The organism is Mangrovimonas sp. TPBH4, from assembly GCF_001280505.1.
GTDB lineage: Bacteria > Bacteroidota > Bacteroidia > Flavobacteriales > Flavobacteriaceae > Mangrovimonas_A.
In genome coordinates, this window is sequence record NZ_LBIO01000048.1 from 1 (window position 1) to 18,172 (window position 18,172).

The 18,172-nt window shown below is 39.4% G+C and carries 12 protein-coding genes; 5 read left to right on the top strand and 7 right to left on the bottom strand.

Translation table 11 applies throughout. The annotated features are described in order from the left end of the window. On the bottom strand, positions 1–2,698 hold a 2,698-nt coding region (locus tag ZA05_RS08615; protein WP_197276073.1), incomplete at its 3' end, for a hypothetical protein. Between the two features lie 299 nt (positions 2,699–2,997). Then, a complete protein-coding gene (locus ZA05_RS08620) occupies positions 2,998–3,435 on the bottom strand; it encodes an SRPBCC domain-containing protein (RefSeq protein WP_053991294.1) in 438 nt (145 codons plus the stop codon). 256 nt (positions 3,436–3,691) lie between these two features. Here ZA05_RS08620 and ZA05_RS08625 point away from each other — a divergent pair, with 256 nt between their 5' ends. Continuing rightward, positions 3,692–5,371, top strand: a complete 1,680-nt coding sequence (locus ZA05_RS08625) for a T9SS type A sorting domain-containing protein (RefSeq protein ID WP_053991295.1) — start codon at positions 3,692–3,694, stop codon at positions 5,369–5,371. A 67-nt stretch (positions 5,372–5,438) separates the two neighbouring features. On the opposite strand, the gene ZA05_RS08630 is transcribed toward ZA05_RS08625, so the two are convergent. The 5 genes from ZA05_RS08630 to dnaK form a co-directional block, all read right to left on the bottom strand. Further along, complete coding sequence (locus tag ZA05_RS08630; RefSeq protein ID WP_053991296.1) at positions 5,439–6,386, bottom strand: nitronate monooxygenase family protein; 948 nt, start codon at positions 6,384–6,386, stop codon at positions 5,439–5,441. Positions 6,387–6,448: 62 nt separating this feature from the next. Beyond that, positions 6,449–7,678, bottom strand: a complete 1,230-nt coding sequence (locus tag ZA05_RS08635; RefSeq protein ID WP_053991361.1) for a class I SAM-dependent rRNA methyltransferase — start codon at positions 7,676–7,678, stop codon at positions 6,449–6,451. A 103-nt stretch (positions 7,679–7,781) separates the two neighbouring features. Next, entirely contained in the window at positions 7,782–8,309 is a 528-nt protein-coding gene (locus ZA05_RS08640; RefSeq protein WP_053991297.1) for a lipocalin family protein, read from the bottom strand. Between the two features lie 219 nt (positions 8,310–8,528). Beyond that, a complete protein-coding gene (locus ZA05_RS08645; RefSeq protein WP_053991298.1) occupies positions 8,529–9,041 on the bottom strand; it encodes a lipocalin family protein in 513 nt (170 codons plus the stop codon). A gap of 282 nt (positions 9,042–9,323) precedes the next feature. Next, entirely contained in the window at positions 9,324–11,231 is a 1,908-nt protein-coding gene (gene dnaK, locus ZA05_RS08650) for a molecular chaperone DnaK (RefSeq protein ID WP_053991299.1), read from the bottom strand. Between the two features lie 257 nt (positions 11,232–11,488). Here dnaK and ZA05_RS08655 point away from each other — a divergent pair, with 257 nt between their 5' ends. The 4 genes from ZA05_RS08655 (at position 11,489) to panB (ending at position 18,165) form a co-directional block, all read left to right on the top strand. Continuing rightward, positions 11,489–15,058: a choice-of-anchor I family protein gene (locus tag ZA05_RS08655; protein ID WP_053991300.1), complete on the top strand. Its 3,570-nt coding sequence runs from the start codon at positions 11,489–11,491 to the stop codon at positions 15,056–15,058. 150 nt (positions 15,059–15,208) lie between these two features. Continuing rightward, a complete protein-coding gene (locus ZA05_RS08660) occupies positions 15,209–15,700 on the top strand; it encodes a hypothetical protein (RefSeq protein WP_053991301.1) in 492 nt (163 codons plus the stop codon). Between the two features lie 124 nt (positions 15,701–15,824). Beyond that, positions 15,825–17,249, top strand: a complete 1,425-nt coding sequence (locus tag ZA05_RS08665) for an L-serine ammonia-lyase (protein WP_053991302.1) — start codon at positions 15,825–15,827, stop codon at positions 17,247–17,249. A 97-nt stretch (positions 17,250–17,346) separates the two neighbouring features. Continuing rightward, the gene (gene panB / locus ZA05_RS08670) at positions 17,347–18,165 is read left to right on the top strand and encodes a 3-methyl-2-oxobutanoate hydroxymethyltransferase (RefSeq protein WP_053991303.1); all 819 of its coding nucleotides are present in this window, start codon (positions 17,347–17,349) and stop codon (positions 18,163–18,165) included. Positions 18,166–18,172: the final 7 nt, after the last annotated feature.

The window sequence follows — 18,172 nt, forward strand, 5'->3', positions numbered from 1 at the left end:
TGTCCTGGGCCGTTGTATAGGACTCCCCATTAACGGACCACAAATATTCCTCATCCGAACAGATATTGACCTCCGTTACTACAGGCGCTGGCTCCGGTGTCACCGCTAGCACCAGGCGCTGGTCGGCTGCACAGTCCTCGCCCTCTATCGTGATGTCCTGGGCCGTTGTATAGGACTCCCCATTAACGGACCACAAATACTCCTCATCCGAACAGATGTTCACCTCCGTTACTACAGGCGCTGGCTCCGGTGTCACCGTTAGCACCAGGCGCTGGTCAGCCCCACAGTCCTCGCCCTCTATCGTGATGTCCTGGGCCGTTGTATAGGACTCCCCATTAACGGACCACAAATATTCCTCATCCGAACAGATATTGACCTCCGTTACTACAGGCGCTGGCTCCGGTGTCACCGCTAGCACCAGGCGCTGGTCGGCAGCACAGTCCTCGCCCTCTATCGTGATGTCCTGGGCCGTTGTATAGGACTCCCCATTAACGGACCACAAATACTCCTCATCGGAACAGATGTTCACCTCCGTTACTACAGGCGCTGGCTCCGGTGTCACCGTTAGCACCAGGCGCTGGTCGGCTGCACAGTCCTCGCCCTCTATCGTGATGTCTTGGGCCGTTGTATAGGTCTCCCCATTGACAGACCACAAATATTCCTCGTCCGAACAGATGTTGACCTCCGTCACTACAGGCGCTGGCTCCGGTGTCACCGTTAGCACCAGGCGCTGGTCAGCAGCACAGTCCTCGCCCTCTATCGTGATGTCCTGGGCCGTTGTATAGGTTTCCCCGTTGACGGACCACAAATACTCCTCGTCGGAACAGATGTTCACAATCGTCTCAATCGGCGCAGGCTCTTGAGTTACTTCAATCATAAAGTCACAAGAGTTACTACAACCATTGGCCGCTGTGTAAGAATAAGTAATTTCATAAATTCCTGGTGATACTTCAGATGGATCAAAAACCCCTTCAACAACTCCAGCACCGCTATAGGTGCCATTTTCTGGAGTTCCACCACTTAGACCAACAGGATTATCATCACTACACAAAACCATATCTTCTGGACAGCCTACCTGTGGTTGAATTGTATCCAATGTTACCTCCACCGTATCTGAGGCCGTACACCCATTTTCACCTGTTACTGTAAGAGTATAAATTCCAGGAGCATCAAAAATTGAAATACTTGGGTTCTGTTCTGAAGACGAAAATCCATTTGGACCACTCCATTCATAGCTCACATTTGGTGTGCTACTGGATCCTTCCAAGGTTACTTCAAAAACCTCACAGGTCAGTAGTTTATCTGGTCCCGCATTAACATCTGGTGCTGAATTCCCCAAAACTACCTCCACTGTATCTGAGGCCGTACAACCATTTTCATCGGTCACCGTTAAGGTATAGGTCCCTGAAGCATTCAAGAAAAGGGAAACTGCAGGAGTAGCATCAGTAGACATATAGCCACCAGGGCCACTCCATTCAAAACTTACATTTGGCGTGCTACTTGACCCATCCAGTGTCACTTCTGAGATAGAACAGGTAAGAATTTTATCAAGACCTGCATTTACATCCGGTAGAGGATTGATAGAAATTACTAATTCCTGAATAGTGTAACAATCCTCAGAAACCTGACTTCTTACAAAAAAGGAAGTTTCCTCCAAAGGACTTACCTGTGTATCGGTCAATTCAGTTGTATTATTTTGGGCATCCTCCAAAGTTTCATGAAAACTTACCAATGCTCCTTGGTCGGTTGTAACAAGGCTTTCTAAATCTACACTTGACTGCCCCTCTGCACAAACTGAACCTGGAGTAACTTCCAAATTAGGCTCGACGCAGCAATTCTCCTGAGTCAACACAATGCTTTGCTCACATTCCGAGGCATAATAAAAAGCATCATCTACAGGGTCGTAATATTCTAAAGTATAGGTTCTCGTTACTGAAATGGTATTATCATCATTAAGATCTATACAATCTGTTTCACCTTGATCTTCAAAACTCATCTGAAACTCTAACTCACAGTCTTCAGAAATGACGAAAACATCAGATGGATTCTGAAAAGCTACAGGCAAATTACATGGATCTCCATCACAATAATTTCCATTGATATCTGTATCCCCAACACAGGTTAAATCCAACACACAAGGAGGCCGCTCTCTACAAATATTACAAATGGACACATTGGCATTGGAGTTTACGCAGAGATAAAGGTATACTTCATTGACATTATCGGGAAAATCAAAAGTGATGGTTGTTTGCGAACCTCCACTGGATAAAGGCGTACAGTTAATCCCGTCATAAAAATAATAGGAAGCATCCAATTCTCCATTACAACCTTGCCCTTGCCCTACATCAAATGTAAAGCTTTCAGTTACGGATTGTTCCTGTCTCACAAACACAAATTCATAACAATTAAGAAGATCACTCCCCTCATTATCTAGGTCACTTAGAATCTCACAACCTGAGCCATTAATATCTCCTGAAATACCCGTGGTTCCTTCATCGCAAAACGGTAAGGCATCTACATCTACAGTCACGCTTTGATCCGCACAAAGTGCACTTTCTATACATTGCGCATATGAGACTGAACTACTTGAAAACAAAAAAGTCAATATAATTACCAATGGTATATTGACTTTATGATGTAGTTTTTGAATGAGAAAGTTTGGGGTGTTTTTACTTGAATTGATAGCATTGTTATTCATAATGGTTAGTTTTTAAAGTTTAAAAACCAAACATTAGTCTGTTCTTATTCTGAGTAAATTTAGGTTGACGGGCTATTAATCAACTTAAATTTTTCACTAAAAAATGCTTTGGGAATTATTACAACAAACGAATTTAAAAAAAATTAATTCACAAAAATAAATCTTCTATCAACTGAACAATAAAAAGTTAAACGTTATTTATCGGTAAGAAAAAACATATACAAAATTAATATTCAGACAAATACAATACGAAATTTCATAATAACAAATCAATTTGAAAGAAATAACATTCATTGATTTCACTTGTCCAAATAGGCCTTCAAACTCTCATTAATAAAATATTGCCAGCCCTCTAAACAACTTTCTCTTGAAAACTCTGGAATCCCTTCTTGAAAATCCTCAATAATAGTTACGCTTAGGATCAGTTGTGTTTTACTAACATCGATAGGGATAAGTTCAAATGTAACATATGAATCCCCATCCAAATCTTGATATCGCCATCTGTACACAAGTTTTTTATTCGGAAGCACTTCTTCAATAGTCCACAGATGTAAAAAATCCCTACTCGGGGCCTTCACATTAAATTGAGTATGAAACCCTTTTTCAGCTTTAAATTCTGGTATATTTTCAAAAAACCATTGCAACATCTGCTTGTGCTCTGTAATAGCCTTCCAAACTTGAGCAACAGGTACCTCAAATTCCTGAATTATTATAATTGGTGGGTCACTTCTTTTCATAGTAATAAAGCATCTTTCACAGTTTTTAAACCAATACATTGTTTTACGTAGCTAAAGATAAGCATTCCCATAACTCACAAGAATCATTTTTAATAGAGTACACTACAAATCAATAAAACTTATCAAATCAAACCCTGACATCAAATTCTACTATTATTATGTAAGATATTTCATTAAAATTAAAGAATGTTTCTATATTTGAGGGAAATAAAAGCAACCTAAGTATTATTAACAAAACACATTAATTCAACTATTTATGAATGTAAAATTACCCAACCTATTTTTAAGTGCCTTTTTAGGAACCTCATTAATGCTAAATGCTCAAGAATACGAGCCCTTAATTGTAGATTCTGGATTTACAGCGGATATTGTCGCAAATGGTGCAACTACAGCCATGGCTTCAACCACAGCCGCCGCTGATGATGCCAATTGGTGTTTTATGAGTACCGATTTTGATCCTACCGGCACTTCCAATTTTGATTTCGCATTGCCTGCCGATGGACTATTTAATTCTGAAGCAACCCTTGATATTAGTTTTCAATTAGCAGATTTTGCATCCAACAACTCTTTAAGAATAGTCACCCAAGGGAATAGTGGGACGCTAACATTCACAAACGACGTACAGGCTTCCAAATTATTTGTGGTAGGAACCACAGGAAGCGGGAGTACGCAATTTACAACAATTGTAACGTTTACTGACGCCTCCGTACAGATTTTCAACGGATCCCAGATGCCTGATTGGTTTAACAGTAATGTTCAGCCTATTGCATTATCTGGATTTGGAAGAGTCAACAGAATTGATGACGAAATCCATACAAATACAGGAAACCCTAGACTTTACCAAGTACAATTAGATATTCTTCCAGAAAACTATGGAAAAACTATCGAAAGTATTGAAATATCGAAAACTACTGATGATAATAGTGTGCTGAATATCATGGCTATTTCAGCTGAATTAGCACCATCATGTTTACCAATATCTAATCTAGAAGCTTCTGCCACAGCAACTACAGCAGAGATTTCTTGGGATTCACCCGCTACAGCACCTGCTAATGGAATAGATTACTATTTAACTACGGATAGTATTGCTCCAGACGAAACGACAGAGCCAACCGCCAATTTGGCTGCTACTGAAACATCTTTATCTCTTTCTGACTTAACTACAGGAACAATTTATTATTTCTGGATCCGTACCAACTGTGGAACTGATGATTTAGGAACATGGGAACTGGTGAGTTTTACACCTGGCCAGGTAAGTGCCACCTATTCTGATGGAGACATATCTACTTTACATTTAGACTCGCCAACTACATCTTCAAGTACCACATGTCCTGGTATATTAACTATTTCTATCCCCGAAGGATATCAAATAGCAAATGTTGATGTAAGTTATAATATGACTAGTAATAATTCCGGATACATGTCTGAACAAAAATCAATTCTAGTTTGTAATACAACTGGAAATACAGAATCTCAAGTCCATTCTGGACTTGGACAAGGAGGAACTTATGCCTACAGTCGAAGTAATCTAGATATTGCAAATGGCACTACAGGTGATGTGGAATTTGAACTAAGGGGTTGGAGAACTTGGACATCACCTGGAGCAGATACAGGCTGCACCACAACTTATAACAAAGTAGACAACAATACTTGGACCATTACCGTAACCTATGAAGCTACCTTATCCGCTCCTAATTATGAGTTGGAACAATTGTCAGTATATCCAAATCCTGCCACCAATGTGGTGACCGTAGAAGCTGGAGAGCAAATTTCAGACATCACTATTTTTAACTTGTTAGGTCAGGTTGTACTGAACCACACGGCGAACAGCCTTATCGAAGAAATCAATATTTCTTCCTTGGCTCAAGGTAATTACATCCTAAAAACTTCTACCACAACAGGCAAACAAGCTACTACGAAATTGATAAAACAATAGGTTTTAATATTCCAATAAAAAAAGGGAAACTAAATGTTTCCCTTTTTTTATAATACTTAACTATCTTTCAATGTGTCAACCTTCTTACAATATCCTTTACAGGTAAAATTTCATTTGTGTATTCTATACTAGGTCCCGCCACCCATACTGTTTTATAGGTTGCTTTGAGCGCCGCATTCTCAGTAGCTTTCATTCCTAAATAAAAACGAAACATTTTCACCCACTTCTTAAGCTTTTTGTTTTTATTCAAAACCGTTTCCAACCAAGTGGCTTTGGTTCCTATTTTTTGTACATAGGGTGTGTTGATGACGGTACAAGGTGTGCCCGATATTCTTTCCGTCATCACAATATCATTTTTACCATAATCTACACAGGCCTGTTTGTATTCTTGAGTTACTCCAGCTTCTTTTGAAGCAATAAATGGACTTCCTACCGAAACTCCTGCTGCACCGTATTTCAACATTTCATCTACATGTGCTTTCGTACCAACCCCACCAGCCGAAATCACTGGGATATTGCAATATGTTTTAATCTCTTCAATGAGTTCCTGAGGCGGCACTTCACCCCGATGTCCACCTGCTTGATTGTTAACGGCAATGACGGCATCTGCGCCCAATTCCGTTACTTTTTTGGCGTAGGTTAAATCCGTAACATCACAAAATACTTTTATGTTATGTTTATGAGCTTCTCGAATGGTTTCTTCAGGACTTCCCAAAGAAGTGATGATAAAATCGCAACCTTCTTCGCACAGCAATTGTAACTGCTCCCTATATTTTACGTTGGATTTATTGACAATCAAATTAAAACCATAGGCACCTCCTTTTGGTTTTGCAGCCTTCAGTTCCTTTATTGCTTCCTGCAATTCTGGAAGTGTTCTATAATTCAATGCAGGAATACAACCGGCAATGCCTTCCTGCATGGCTTCTTTTACCATTTCAACATTGGACACCAAAAACATGGGTGCCATAATAATTGGGTATTTAATACCTAAAATTTCTGTAAGTGGGGATGTCATATAGTTTGCTTATACAACAAATATAAGCATTTTACTATGCGCGCATAACAAAAAGTCAATTTCTAATCTATAAATCGATAATACCCACATTTCAAGTAGGCTCCCTCCGGAAAGTTTACAGGGTGGTCAATGTCGTGTTGCGTTTTTAAGATCAATTTAAACTTCCTCCCTGCCTTACTTAATGCTTGATTGTTGATATCAAAGAAGGCCTGAGCTACTACTCTTGAAGAACAGGATGCCAAAACCAAGAGGCCATTTTTTGCGGTTAACTGCACTCCCAAGGTTGCCAATTGTGCATATTTCTTTTTTGCCAAATCCACTTCTGACGCCTGCTTGGCAAAACTTGGTGGGTCAATCACTACCACATCAAATGTATCTCCTTGATGTATTAAATTTTCCAATTCTTTGAACGCATCTCCTGCGATGGTGTTATGCACTCCCGAATACTCATTTAATTTTCCATTGGCCAATGCCACTTCCAAAGCCTGCTTACTAATATCCAAACTGGTTACCGAAGTAGCACCATTGTAAAGCGCATGTACCGAAAATCCCCCCGCATACGAAAACACATCCAAGACGGTCTTACCTTTACTCCATTCACCCACCTGTTTTCTATTGGCTCGATGATCTAAGAAATAGCCTGTTTTATGCCCTTTGATAACATTGGCAGAAAAATTCACACCATGTTCTATAAATTCCACAACCTCATTCTCCAACACACCATAGATTACAGAGCCATCAACTAGATTTTGGTTGGGAATGTTTTGAAGGTTTCGGCTTAGCCGAATCACTACAGTATCCACACTAGACACTTCCCGCATCATTGGCAAAATAGTTTCTAAATAAGGTAGCCAAATTTCAGAATATAACTTCACTACCAACACCGAAGCATACACATCGGCAATCAACCCTGGAAACCCATCATTTTCTCCAAAAATCAATCGGTAACTATTGGTATTTGTCTGCAACAGGTCATAGCGTTTTGCGTAAACTTCCTCAATTTTCTTTTGAAAAAAAACAGCATTAACCTCTACCTTTTCAACTCCGCTATACAACATTTTTATACGAATTGGAGAATTAGCATCGTACAGCCCCAATCCTATTAACTTATTCTTGTTTTTACTGAAAACAATAGCTAAATCTCCAGATTTTGCATCCTCATTAATCTTTACAATACTGTTTGAAAACACCCACGGATGACCTTTAACCACAAACTGCTCCCCTTTAACATTCAACTTGACCGCCAAACGCTTGGGCTGATAATTAGACTTTATATTTTTAGAAAATGACATAGCTCTGAAATAGACCTCAAAATTATGGGTTTTAATTGAATTTGGTGTAACAAAAAACGCAACCAGAAATGGTTGCGTTTTTAAGTCCTTATTTTCTTTTTTATTACTCTTCCCTAACAAACGTTTGAAAAGTAGTCATATTTGTTGTTACCTCATACCCTTGTTGATTTTGAGTATCTGAAATAGTGCTTTTCAATTTCATCATGGTATCAGTCATTTCTAAAATCACAAATTCTTGAATTAACTCCCCACTAGTTATCGTGATAACATCTCCTTCCATTTCCCAAGTTCCTTCCAAGTATTGTCCAACCATACCGTAATCTTGGGTTTGGCTAACTCCTTGGCTAGTCGCAGTTACCTCTAGCCCAAAAGCTCCGTCTGCAATTACTTCGTTGGGAGTTTCTGTAAACGTCCAAATATAATCAATTTCATATGCCTCTCCTACAACATCTGAGGATACTGACTGGCCCATATACTCGTAGGATGTCTCTCCTTCATAGTTATATTCTAACATAGACCAAGACCCTGTAAGTTCTCCAGTGATAACAGCAGGATTATCATTACTGTCATCATTAGAACATGACACAAATAACAATGTAACAAATGCAAACAATAGGTTAAGTTTTTTCATAATTTTAATTTTTAGTTGGTTAATAATTTAATTTGCGGCAAACATAGCAGAATTGAAATGTTAAAAAAAGTTTATTTTTATATTTTTTTAAGAAAATTCATACTGAATTTTTCAACATACTTGCTATCAATAATTTATTTATTACACCATTAACAAATAACGTTCTTCATAAAAAACGCAACCAGAAATGGTTGCGTTTTTCATAACAATTAAAAATCGTTATCTAGAAAATGTTGTTGTAGTTGTATAGGTTACTTCAGTTCCAGATCCCAAATCTTCTGTATATTCACTTTTCACTTTCAAGGTAGAAGCCGTCAACTCTAATATTTCATATTCTTCAATATCTCCATAAAAATCTAAGGTCAATACAGTTTCTGCCATTTCATAGGTGCCTTCATCATAATAATCTGAAATACCATCATCGTAAGAATTCATTTGCTGACCTTGTATAGATGTGGTTATCTCCAAGCCGTAAGATCCATCTCCAACAACTTCATTAGTTTCTTCACTAAACACCATAGTATAGTTGATATCATAGGCTTCCTCTACCTGATCTGTGGTAGCGGATTGTCCCATAACAGACTGTACAGTGTGCTCTTGATACTTGTATGACTCCAAAGTCCAAGTTCCTGCAATTTCTGCTGTAATTTTAGGTCCATTGTCATCATCGTCCTTTGAACAAGAAACGAACAATAATGTCATTGCGGCAAATAATAGGCTAAGTTTTTTCATAATTTTTTGAATAATTAGTAATTGGTTAATAAAATTTGAAAGCCAAACTTAACGAAAATAAAATGTTAAAATAACACTTAATCTCGCTTTTTTTAACATTAAAAATGTGATTATTATTAATAAACTACAATACAAAGACTTACATTCAATTTTTATTCACCTACCCCTCATCGTTTAACTTTCAAAATGCTCCCAATTTTTAAAAGTCTCCTTCCAAAAAACAAAAAAAGCAACCATTTCTGGTTGCGTTTTTATTGAGATTCCTTCTTTCTAAGGAATTTGTTATTTTACTTCTTCAAAGTCTACGTCTTCAACATCGTTGCTTTCTCCTGCATCGCCACCTGCATTTCCTTCAGGTTGTGCTCCAGCTCCGTTTTGTTGTGCTTCCGCTTGTGCTTTGTACATTTCTTCGCTAGCTACTTTCCAAGCTTCGTTAATTTTCTCCAATGCAGGATCAATTACCGCGATATCCTTGGTTTCGTAAGCTTTCTTCAACTCTTCCAATGCATCTTCGATTGGTTGTTTCTTATCTTCAGATAATTTGTCACCAAACTCCTTCAACTGACTTTCGGTTTGGAAAATCATGGCATCGGCACTGTTCAATTTATCAGCAGTCTCCTTAGCTTTAGCATCTGCTTCGGCATTGGCCTCAGCTTCTTGCTTCATCTTTTGGATTTCTTCCTCCGTCAATCCTGAAGAAGCTTCAATACGGATATCCTGTGTTTTATTGGTTGCCTTATCTGTAGCTGATACTTTAATGATACCGTTGGCATCAATATCAAAGGTCACTTCAATTTGTGGGGTTCCTCTTTTTGCTGGTGGAATACCATCTAAGTGGAAACGACCGATTGTTTTGTTGTCTGCTGCCATTGGGCGCTCTCCTTGCAACACATGGATTTCAACCGATGGTTGGTTATCCGCTGCTGTAGAGAACACTTGTGACTTTTTGGTAGGAATGGTTGTATTGGCCTCGATAAGCTTGGTCATTACATTACCCATAGTTTCAATACCTAAAGACAATGGCGTAACATCCAATAACAATACATCCTTAACATCTCCTGTTAATACACCACCTTGAATAGCGGCACCAACAGCTACTACCTCATCTGGGTTCACACCTTTACTTGGTTTTTTACCGAAGAATTTCTCAACAGCATCCTGAACTGCAGGAATACGTGTAGATCCACCTACCAAGATAATTTCGTCGATATCACTCTTAGACAAACCAGCCGCTTTCAATGCAGACTCACAAGGTGCAATGGTACGCTTTACCAAATCGTCGATTAATTGCTCAAATTTAGCTTTCGTCAAGGTACGTACCAAGTGTTTTGGTCCACTAGCGGTAGCAGTAACATAAGGTAAGTTGATTTCTGTTTGTGCAGAAGATGACAACTCAATTTTAGCTTTTTCAGCAGCTTCTTTTAAACGTTGTAATGCCATAGGATCTTTACGTAGATCCATGTTTTCTTCAGCATTAAACTCTTCTGCCAACCAGTTGATGATTTTCTCATCCACGTCGTCACCACCTAAGTGCGTATCTCCATCAGTAGACAATACTTCAAATACTCCGTCTCCCAATTCCAAGATAGAAACGTCATGTGTACCTCCACCAAAGTCGAATACGACGATTTTTTGATCGTGACCCTTTTTGTCCAATCCATAAGCCAAGGCAGCTGCCGTAGGCTCGTTAATAATTCTTTCCACTTTTAAACCTGCAATCTCACCAGCTTCTTTGGTAGCTTGACGCTGAGAGTCGTTAAAATAGGCAGGTACTGTAATTACGGCACGCGTTACATCTTGTCCTAGGTAGTCTTCAGCAGTTTTCTTCATTTTTTGAAGAATCATAGCGGAAAGTTCTTGAGGTGTGTACAAACGTCCGTCGATATCCACACGTGGGGTATCGTTATCTCCTTTTACTACTTTATATGGTACGCGTTCTGCTTCTTTTTTAGATTCAGAATATTTATTCCCCATAAAACGTTTAATAGAATAAACAGTTTTAGTTGGGTTGGTCACTGCTTGTCTTTTGGCTGGGTCACCTACTTTAATTTCGCCTCCTTCAACAAAAGCAATAACCGATGGTGTAGTACGCTTACCTTCTGCGTTTGGGATTACAACAGGCTCGCTACCTTCCATTACAGAAACACAGGAGTTTGTTGTACCTAAATCGATTCCAATAATTTTACTCATAATACTAATTTCTTTATTTGTTGCGTTGAATGTTCAATTTTAAATTCAGGAGGTATATGTCAATGATTATGCCATGGAAAAAAATATGACACGATGTCACCTCGCCTTCATTTTAATATTTCCATAGCACTGGCTTAACATTGCCATGCAACCACGATTCCAAACCTATACTTAGTTGACCTTTTCTTAATAATGTATTGATTTTAAAGGAAAACTCGACCTGTAATTTCACGGCATCTAAAATCAAAACAATATTTATGAAAAAACTTCTACTCTTGGCCTGCCTATGCATTGGCCAGTTGTTTTACGGACAACTAAACACCGGTGACATGGCATTTACAGCCCTGAATGCCGACGGCAATGATGATTTTGCCATGGTGACCTTTGTGGACATTCCTGCCAACACCACCATTTACTTTACCGATTCTGAATGGGATGGCTCCCAATTCGGAACCGATGAAAACGATTTTTCATGGAATTCAGGTACTGCCACTATCAACGCGGGAACTGTCATTTCCTTTAATGCCATCAGTGATATTTCTGTAACGGTATCCCACGGAAGCATTACCGGTGAACCAGGTGGTGTTTCGGGAAGTTCCGAAGCTATTTTCGCCTTCCACGGAACCGCTCCTAGGGTTCCCACAACCTTTATTGCTGCCATTGCCAATTCAAATTCTGCTTATGGTTCTTTGGATAACACAGGTTTAGTAGATGGTACTACTGCAATCACCTATCCTGACGGAACCGATATTGGTGCTTATAACGGACCAAGAACAGGATTGGATATCAACGGCTATTGGCTTGCCTTGAATGACATGCCCAATTATGATTTCCAAGATGACAGTGGAGACCAAAGCAATGATGGAATAGCCCCAGACCTGTCATTCAATACGACTAGTTTTGTAGTTTCAACTGAAGATGTTACTGCTCCCGCAGTAACAAATGTTTCTGTGCTTAACCAGACAACTTTAGAAGTGGTATTCTCCGAAAGTGTAACTTCTGCCACTGCTGAAACACTATCCAATTATAGCATCTCACCTTCTCTTACCGTTTCATCGGTTAGTTATGATGACGCCTCTAAAACAGCGACCATTGCCCATGCTGGATTTGCTGTTGGTACAGCTTACAATGTAACTGTTGACAACATTAACGATACCGAAGGCAATCCAATGGCATCGGAATTTGTAAGTGAGGATTTATTTTTCAATAACACAAGCAACGGATTGATCATTACGGAGATAATGTACAATGCGCCTTCTGATGATTCTGACGCTTTGGAATTCCTTGAAATATACAACCACTCTGCTTCTACAATTGCTCTTGGAGGAATTCAAGTGAAGGATGAGGCGAATTTTGTCTTTACTTTCCCTGAAATGGACTTGGCTTCTGAAGCCGTTGTATTGCTAGCTACAGACAAAACAACTGCCGATGCCTTTTACGGCGTAACATTTTTAGACATGCCTCAAAGCATTTCCAACGCTTTAGGAAACGGTGGGGAGCTTTTACAAATTATAAACTCTCAAAACACGGTTATTTCCGAAGTAGAATATAGTGACGACGCTCCTTGGCCGACAGACGTAGACGGTAATGGTCCATCCTTAGAACTTTTAAATCCTGATTCCGATTTCAACGAAGGCACCAACTGGACTTCTGCTACCAATCTTGTTGGGCAATCATTGGGCGAAAATGTTTATGCTTCTCCAGGAGTGTATAATATTGTTACCGAAGTAACTCCACAAATCTCCTTTGGAGCAACTACTTATAATATTTCGGAAGATGGAACTTCAGTAACCGTAACGGTTGAAATCTCTTCAGCTTCAAGCAACCCTATCACTGTAGATGTGTCCTTGGTAACCGAATTATTGACAGCAACGGAAGGAAGCGATTTTACTTTTTCCAACCAAAACATCCAATTCCCGGCCAACTCTACAGAAGGCATCGAATTGGTAATTCCAATTACTAATGATTTGGATGCCGAATCAGATGAGTTATTCCTATTGGAACTGACCAACCCTTCAAATGCTACTTTGGGAGCTTATGCCGTAACAGGCGTTTACATTACAGATAACGATGTAAGTTTAGAATACCCTGCATCTCCGCTCGACATAAATTTTACTACAAGCTATTTGGTGGACGCTCTAGGTTCTGCTGAAATTTGCGATTATGATGCCGATACACAACGTTTGTTTGTGTTGAATTCTGTCGCTAAAAAAGTAAATATTCTAGACCTTTCAGACATCAACAACATCACTGAGTATGCTGTTGTGGACTTATCTTCCTATGGAACCGAAGGCCCAACGAGTGTTGCGGTTCATAATGATATTGTAGCTGCTGCTGTATCCAATGGACCTGCCGCCGATGGTGTTGTGGTTTTTATGGACAAGCAAGGACAAAATCTTTCATCTGTTGTTGTTGGAAACCTACCAGACATGGTTGCGTTTTCTCCTGACGGCACTAAAGTTTTGGTGGCCAACGAGGGACAACCGAACAGTGATTACACCATCGACCCTGAAGGTACTATTTCGGTTATCGATGTTACTGGCGGATTTGGCAACATCACTCAAACCAATGTCAGCCATATCAACTTTAATGCCTTCGATTCCCAATTGGAAACTTTAAAAGCACAGAACGTTAGAGTATTTGGTCCAGATGCTTCAGTGTCTCAAGATTTGGAGCCAGAATACATCACATTTTCAGCAGATTCCCAAACGGCTTGGGTAACCCTACAGGAAAACAATGCTGTGGCTAAAATCAGCTTAACCTCTAATACGGTTACAGATATTTTCCCTCTAGGCTTAAAAGATCACAGCTTAGCGAACAACACTTTTGATGCTTGCGACGACACCGATTTTATCTTTATGGGCAACTGGCCTGTAAAAGGAATGTACATGCCAGATGCCATGGCCTACTACCAAGTGAACGGAACCGAGTATTTGGTAACAGCCAATGAAGGTGATGCCAGAGAGTATGATACTTTCGAAGAAGAAGTGCGCGTTGGTGATAGTGATTACAACCTTGACCCGACTGTCTTTCCAGATGCAAATTTCTTGAAATTAGATGAAAACTTGGGAAGGTTGACAGTTACCAATGCCACAGGAGATATTGACAATGATGGCGACTTTGATGAAATCCATGTTTTGGGAGCACGTTCTTTCAGTATTTGGAATGCCAATACAGGCGCATTAGTGTTTGACAGTGGCGATGATTTTGAACGTTACACTGCCAATGATCCTGTGTTCGGAGGATTGTTCAACGTAAGTAATAGCAATAATAATTTCAAAAATAGAAGTGACAACAAAGGACCAGAACCAGAAGGTGTAACCGTTGCCGAAATCAACGGAGTTCACTACGCCTTTATCACTTTGGAGCGTGTTGGAGGATTCATGACTTATGACATTAGCAATCCTGCCAATGCTAGCTTCCAAAAATATGTAAACAACAGAACTCTTGGAGAGGACGAAGGTGGCGATTTAGGACCAGAAGGCATTATTTATGTACCCACTGAAGACAGTCCTAACGGTTCCGGCTTAGTAATCATGGCGAACGAAGTAAGCTCTACCATCAGTATCTATACTGTAGAGAGTGCTACTCTGGATACTCCTGAATTATCAACAAACAGCAATACTTTTAAAATGTATCCTAATCCAGTTAATGGCAATGAAATATTGTATTTCAACCAACAAGTAAGCGTTCGTTTATTTGATTTGCAGGGAAGAGAAATTGCCCACAAAGCAAATACCATAAGCTTTAACATTCCTAACTTACCAAGTGGAACGTACCTGTTAAAAACCAACACAGGTGAAACCCAAAAAGTCATCGTAAAATAGTCTGCCGCTATTTTTAGTTTAAGATGCTTATTCTGAGAGCCCTTCATTGAAGGGCTCTTTTATTTTTCAATACAAGCCATAAATCATTCTCCCTAAATTCAGTAACTTTAGTATCTAATAACATCATTGTTTCAATAAAAAAGAATTATTATGAAAAAACTTTTTGCTCTTTTAATGTTTACCTCCCTGCTGTTTACAGCTTGTGAAGGAGACCAGGGACCTCCAGGTCCTCCTGGTCAAGATGGAGTCTATTTTGTTGGGCAGTCCTTTGAGAGGACTATGGATTTAACCTCTGCAAACAACTACCAAACTACAGTAGAAATACCTTTAAGTATTGATTTATATGAATCTGACATGGTATTAGTCTATCGCCTAATTGGTCAGGTAGATGGCTATGATGTATGGAAACTACTTCCTGAAACTATTTATACTTCTTCTGGTGAATTCCAATATAATTTTGAACACAATTTTGATTATGTCACCATCTTTATGGATTTTTCAGCAACATTTAATTTTAATGAATTGTTACCTAGCGACACCTTAGATCAAATTTTTAGAATTGTTATACTTCCTGTCGATTTTGTGAACAGTAGTAATATAGATGTTACAAATTACGATGAAGTCATGGAGTTTGTCCAATAAGAATTCAGCAATTAAAATACACAATACCAAGTCCGAAATTAATTTCGGACTTTTTTATTTCCAAAGGCTTAAACTTTGCTGAAACAACTTATATATTTGCAGCCTTAATATAACGTTTTCGTAAATGGAGTGCATTAGTGTTTTTGATATGTTAAAAATTGGTGTGGGACCGTCTAGTTCCCACACACTTGGCCCGTGGAGGGCTGCCGAACGTTGGATTGCAGAATTAAAAAACAAAAACAAATTTGATAAGGTTGAAAAAGTAAAAGTTGACCTTTTTGGTTCCCTTTCCCTAACAGGAAAAGGACATGCCACAGATTATGCTGTGCTTTTAGGTTTGAGTGGTGCCGACCCGGAACGCATTCCAACCGAAGACATTGATGTGATCATCTCCAACATAAAAAACTCAAAAGCACTTTGTTTCAATAACGAAAAAATGATCCCTTTTGATTTTAATGAAGGAATTACATTCAATAGAAAATTTTTGCCCTTTCATGCCAATGCACTCACTTTTACTGCGACCATTAATGGAAGAAATTACAAATCTACCTACTACTCCATTGGCGGCGGATTTGTAGTTCAGGAAGAACGCAAAATAGCCAAGGCCAATAAAATCATCTTTTACTGCACCTTCCCCTATCCCATTGAAACAGGAACCCAACTGTTGGATTTCTGCAAACAATTGGAATTGCCAATTTCAGGAGTGGTTTTGGAAAACGAAAAATCCATACGAGAGGAAGACGCTATTGATTCTGAATTGAAGCGCGTTTGGGATACCATGTTGGAATGCATGTACCTAGGTTGCCATACCGAAGGAAACCTGCCAGGTGGCCTAAATGTAAGAAGACGCGCTTACGATACCCATCAAAAACTAAAAGGAGAACTTCCATACAATACACCTCAGGAATGGTTGGAGACCATTCGGCTTACAGAAGTAAAATTTAGACAGATCTTTAAATGGGTAAGTTGTTTTGCTTTAGCAGTAAATGAAGTAAACGCCTCCTTGGGACGTGTCGTTACGGCCCCTACCAATGGTAGTGCCGGGGTAATTCCTGCCGTATTGATGTACTATATGGTAATTGAAAATCACAAAGCTAATTTTGAACATGTAAAACGTTTCCTTTTGGTGGCAGGAGAAATTGGCAGCATCTTTAAAAAAGGCGCCACTATCTCAGCTGCAATGGGTGGGTGCCAAGCCGAAATAGGCGTATCCTCTGCCATGGCCGCTGGTGCTCTTTGCGAGCTTTTGGGAGGAACCCCAGAACAGGTGTTGGTAGCTGCAGAAATTGCTATGGAACACCATTTGGGACTTACTTGCGACCCTATTGGCGGATTGGTACAGGTGCCTTGTATCGAGCGCAACTCAATGGGCGCCATTAAAGCCATTAATGCAGCTGAATTGGCCCTGGACACAGACCCCAACAATGTAAAAGTGCCATTGGATAAAGTAGTCAACACCATGTGGGAAACTGCAAAGGACATGAACTCCAAGTACAAAGAAACTTCAGAAGGAGGTTTGGCTGTAGGAGTTCACCTAACGGACTGTTAACAAAGTTTTAGCGTTTCAGCACAAAGGAATAATAGCTTTAATAGCATAAATTCTTATTTAAACTCATTATTTTTGCATCTCCTAAATGTAAAACACTATGTCTGTAGCTAAAAAAGAATACAAACGAATTACGGTTAAGTCCTTGGTTGAAATGAAGCAAAACGGAGAGAAAATCTCCATGCTTACAGCCTATGACTACACCATGGCAAAAATTGTTGATGGAGCTGGAATAGATATCATTCTTGTTGGGGATTCTGCAAGTAATGTTATGGCAGGTCACGAAACAACCCTTCCTATCACTTTAGATCAAATGATCTATCACGCCTCGTCTGTAATTAGAGCTGTGCAACGTGCTTTGGTTGTAGTGGATTTACCGTTTGGAAGCTATCAAAGTGATCCCAAGGAAGCCCTTAGGTCTGCCATTAGAATCATGAAAGAAAGTGGCGGACATGCCGTGAAACTTGAAGGTGGTAAAGAAATTAAAGATTCTATCAAACGTATTCTTCATGCAGGTATTCCTGTTATGGGGCATTTAGGATTGACGCCACAATCTATTTACAAATTCGGAACCTATACTGTAAGAGCTAAAGAAGAGCAAGAAGCCAAAAAGCTTAAAGAAGACGCCTTAATGTTGGAAAAAGCTGGTTGTTTTGCCATTGTATTGGAAAAAATCCCTGCAAAATTGGCCAAAGAAGTTGCTGAAAGCGTTTCCATTCCTGTTATTGGCATTGGTGCAGGAAATGGGGTAGACGGACAGGTTTTGGTATTACACGATATGTTGGGAATGACCCATGAGTTTAATCCAAGATTTTTACGTCGCTACATGAACCTTTACGAAGAGATGACTTCGGCCATTTCTCAATATGTAGACGATGTAAAAGCAGTTGATTTCCCTAACGACAACGAACAATACTAAAGTTCTA

Coding starts and splice junctions, on each gene's coding strand:
- ZA05_RS08620 (WP_053991294.1), bottom strand. CDS start 3,435: ATGAAAAGAAGTGACCCACCAATTATAATAATTCAGGAATTTGAGGTA.
- ZA05_RS08625 (WP_053991295.1), top strand. CDS start 3,692: ATGAATGTAAAATTACCCAACCTATTTTTAAGTGCCTTTTTAGGAACC.
- ZA05_RS08630 (WP_053991296.1), bottom strand. CDS start 6,386: ATGACATCCCCACTTACAGAAATTTTAGGTATTAAATACCCAATTATT.
- ZA05_RS08635 (WP_053991361.1), bottom strand. CDS start 7,678: ATGTCATTTTCTAAAAATATAAAGTCTAATTATCAGCCCAAGCGTTTG.
- ZA05_RS08640 (WP_053991297.1), bottom strand. CDS start 8,309: ATGAAAAAACTTAACCTATTGTTTGCATTTGTTACATTGTTATTTGTG.
- ZA05_RS08645 (WP_053991298.1), bottom strand. CDS start 9,041: ATGAAAAAACTTAGCCTATTATTTGCCGCAATGACATTATTGTTCGTT.
- dnaK (WP_053991299.1), bottom strand. CDS start 11,231: ATGAGTAAAATTATTGGAATCGATTTAGGTACAACAAACTCCTGTGTT.
- ZA05_RS08655 (WP_053991300.1), top strand. CDS start 11,489: ATGAAAAAACTTCTACTCTTGGCCTGCCTATGCATTGGCCAGTTGTTT.
- ZA05_RS08660 (WP_053991301.1), top strand. CDS start 15,209: ATGAAAAAACTTTTTGCTCTTTTAATGTTTACCTCCCTGCTGTTTACA.
- ZA05_RS08665 (WP_053991302.1), top strand. CDS start 15,825: ATGGAGTGCATTAGTGTTTTTGATATGTTAAAAATTGGTGTGGGACCG.
- panB (WP_053991303.1), top strand. CDS start 17,347: ATGTCTGTAGCTAAAAAAGAATACAAACGAATTACGGTTAAGTCCTTG.